This is a genomic window from Simplicispira sp. (genome assembly GCF_028687295.1).
Lineage (GTDB): Bacteria > Pseudomonadota > Gammaproteobacteria > Burkholderiales > Burkholderiaceae_C > Simplicispira > Simplicispira metamorpha.
The window spans coordinates 1-2,902 of sequence record NZ_JAQUAL010000229.1; the positions used below are offsets into that span (position 1 = coordinate 1).

General features: G+C 69.4%; 2 protein-coding genes. Both read left to right on the forward strand.

Annotated features, from left to right (window positions below):
- Positions 1 to 347 precede the first annotated feature (347 nt).
- Positions 348 to 1,514, forward strand: a complete 1,167-nt coding sequence (locus tag PHX69_RS15955; protein ID WP_288045109.1) for an efflux RND transporter periplasmic adaptor subunit — start codon at positions 348 to 350, stop codon at positions 1,512 to 1,514.
- A gap of 10 nt (positions 1,515 to 1,524) precedes the next feature.
- A partial coding sequence (locus PHX69_RS15960; protein ID WP_288045111.1) for an efflux RND transporter permease subunit occupies positions 1,525 to 2,902 on the forward strand: 1,378 nt, incomplete at its 3' end.

Below are 2,902 nucleotides of genomic sequence, written 5' to 3' on the forward strand. Positions count from 1 at the left end.
CAGCCATAGGGCGCCAGTTGCAGGCCCACCAGCCCGTTGATGGCGATGAACACCACGTTGTTGGTCAGAAACAGACCTTGGCACAAGGCCAGTAGCCAGAGATTGCGGTTCATGGGCAGCAAAAAAACGAAGGGCGTGGAGGAGGGCCGCAGGCACAGCCCGCCAGCCAAGGGCCTTGGCACTGTAGCGATACGCCCGAGGGCCTACCGCCATCAGGGCGATGTTGATAGATCAACTATTTGACTATTTAACTATTCATGCAAATAATAGCGCTTGAGCCTCGCCGCCCCGGCAACGTCGTGAATCCCCGTTGGCTGGTAGCGCAGGCCTGTTTTGAAAGACTGCCCATGCCCCCACTCCGTCCCTTTGCCATTGCCCTGGCCGTAGCGCTGCCGGTGTCGCTGTCCGCCGCTGCTGCCGCCACAGCGCCCGCCGTGCTGGCCGTGGTGCCCGCACAGGTAGCCAGCGTCCAGGGGCGCAGCGGCTTTGACGGCGTGGTCGAGGCCGTGCGCCAGACCGTGGTTGCCGCCCAGGTCAGCGGTGCCGTGGTCGAGCTGGCCGTGAAGGCGGGCGACCGGGTGCAGGCGGGCCAGTTGCTGCTGCGCATTGATGCGCGCACTGCCGACCAAAGTGCTGCCGCCAGCGACGCCCAGGTGCTGGCGGCCCGCGCTGCGCTGGAGGTGGCCACGCGCGAGTACGGCCGCCAGCAGCAGCTTTACCAGCAAAAATACATCAGCCAAGCTGCGCTGGAGCGGGCCGAGTCCGAGTTCAAGGCCACACGCGCCCAGGTGGCCGCGCAGGTGGCGCAGGCGGGCGCGGCGCGCACACAGACGGGCCTGCACACGGTGCGCGCCCCGTATGCGGGTGTGGTGGCCGAGGTGCCGGTGCAGCTGGGCGACATGGCCCTGCCCGGGCGCGCGCTGCTCACCCTGTACGACCCCAGCGCACTGCGCGTGACGGCGGCGGTGCCGCAATCGGTGGCGCAGTCGGTGTGGCTGGGCGCAGCCAGCGCGGTGCAGGCCACGGGCCTGGCAGGCGATGGCGGCAAAGCCAAGGTCGGCAGCAGCGCCGGTGCCAGCGACCGCAACAACGCCAGTGCCAGCAGTGAGGCCGTGCGCGTCGAGCTGCCCGGTTTGAGCGGCGCGCAGCAGTGGCCCCAGCCCACGCGCGTGCAGCGCTTGCCCACCGTGGATGCGGCCACGCACACCCAGCAAGTGCGCGCCGATCTGCCCCCGGGCCTGAACGGCGTAGCGCCCGGCATGTTTGCCCGCCTGTGGCTGCCGGTGGCGGGCACGGGCGCCAGCACGGCGGGCCAGCGCGTGACGGTGCCGCTCCAGTCCATCGTGCGCCGCGCTGAGATGACCGGCGTGTACGTGCAGGGCGAGGGCGGCAAGCCCCTGCTGCGCCAGGTGCGCCTGGGCCGCGTCGATGGCGACCGCGTCGAGGTGCTGACCGGCGTGGCGCCGGGCGAGCAGGTGATTGCCGACCCGCAAGCCGCCACGCGCGCGCAATAAGGGACTGGCCATGAGTTCCATTCCACCCCGCCAGACCCTGGGCGTTTCGGGCCGCATTGCGGCGTTTTTTCAGGGGGCGCAGATCACGCCGCTGCTGGCGCTGCTGGCGCTGCTGCTGGGCGCCTTTGCCGTGCTGGTCACACCGCGCGAAGAAGAGCCGCAGATCAACGTCACCATGGCCAACGTCATCATTCCGTTCCCCGGCGCCAGCGTGCGCGACGTGGAGCAGATGGTGGCCATCCCCGCCGAGCAGGTGCTGTCGCAAATCACCGGCACCGAGCATGTGATGTCGCTGTCGCGCCCCGGCGTGGCCGTGCTCACGGTGCAGTTCAAGGTGGGCGTGCCGCGCACCGAGGCGCTGGTGCGGCTGTACGACACGGTGCAATCGAATGCCGACTGGCTGCCCCAGGGCCTGGGCGTGCAGCCGCCCTTGGTCAAACCCAAGGGGATTGACGATGTGCCCATCGTCTCGCTGACGCTGTTCAGCCCCAACCCGCAGACCGGCGCTTTTGATCTGGAGCGCGTGGCCCACAGCGTGGAGGTGGACTTGAAGCGCGTGCCCGGCACCCGCACCGTCCACACCATCGGCGGCCCGGGTCGCGCCGTGATGGTCGAGATGGACGCCGCGCGCATGGCGGGCGCGGGCGTCACCGTGGACGACCTGCGCCGCGCGCTGCAATCGGCCAACCTCGGTCTGCCCGTGGGCGAGCTGCTGGGCGGCAACCGCGCGGTGGCCATCGAGTCGGGGCCGTTCCTGGCCAACGCCGCCGAGGTGGCCGAGCTGGTGGTGGGCGTGCGCGCGGGCAAGCCGGTGTTTCTGGCCGACGTGGCCAGCGTGCGCGACGGTGCGCCGCCGCCCAGCCGCTACGTCTGGCACGGCACGGCGGGCGACAAGGCGGCGGAATACCCCGCCGTCACCCTGGCCATCACCAAAAAGCCCGGCGAGAACGCCATCGACGTGGCCAACGCCGTGATGGCGCGGGTCGAGGCGCTGAAAAACACCGTCATCCCAGCAGACATGCAGGTGGCCGAGACGCGCAACTACGGCGCCACCGCCAACGACAAGGCGCAAAAGCTGATCCAGAAGCTGCTGTTTGCCACCGCCTCGGTGGTGGCGCTGGTGTTCATTGCGCTGGGCCGGCGCGAGGCGGCCATCGTCGGCACGGCGGTGGTGCTGACGCTCACGGCCACGCTGTTTGCCTCGTGGGCCTGGGGCTTCACGCTCAACCGGGTGTCGCTGTTTGCGCTGATTTTTTCGATTGGCATTCTGGTGGACGACGCCATCGTGGTGGTCGAGAACATCCACCGCCACCAGCAGCTGTACCCCGGCAAAACGCTGGCGCAGATCATTCCCGGCGCGGTCGATGAGGTGGGCGGGCCGACCATCC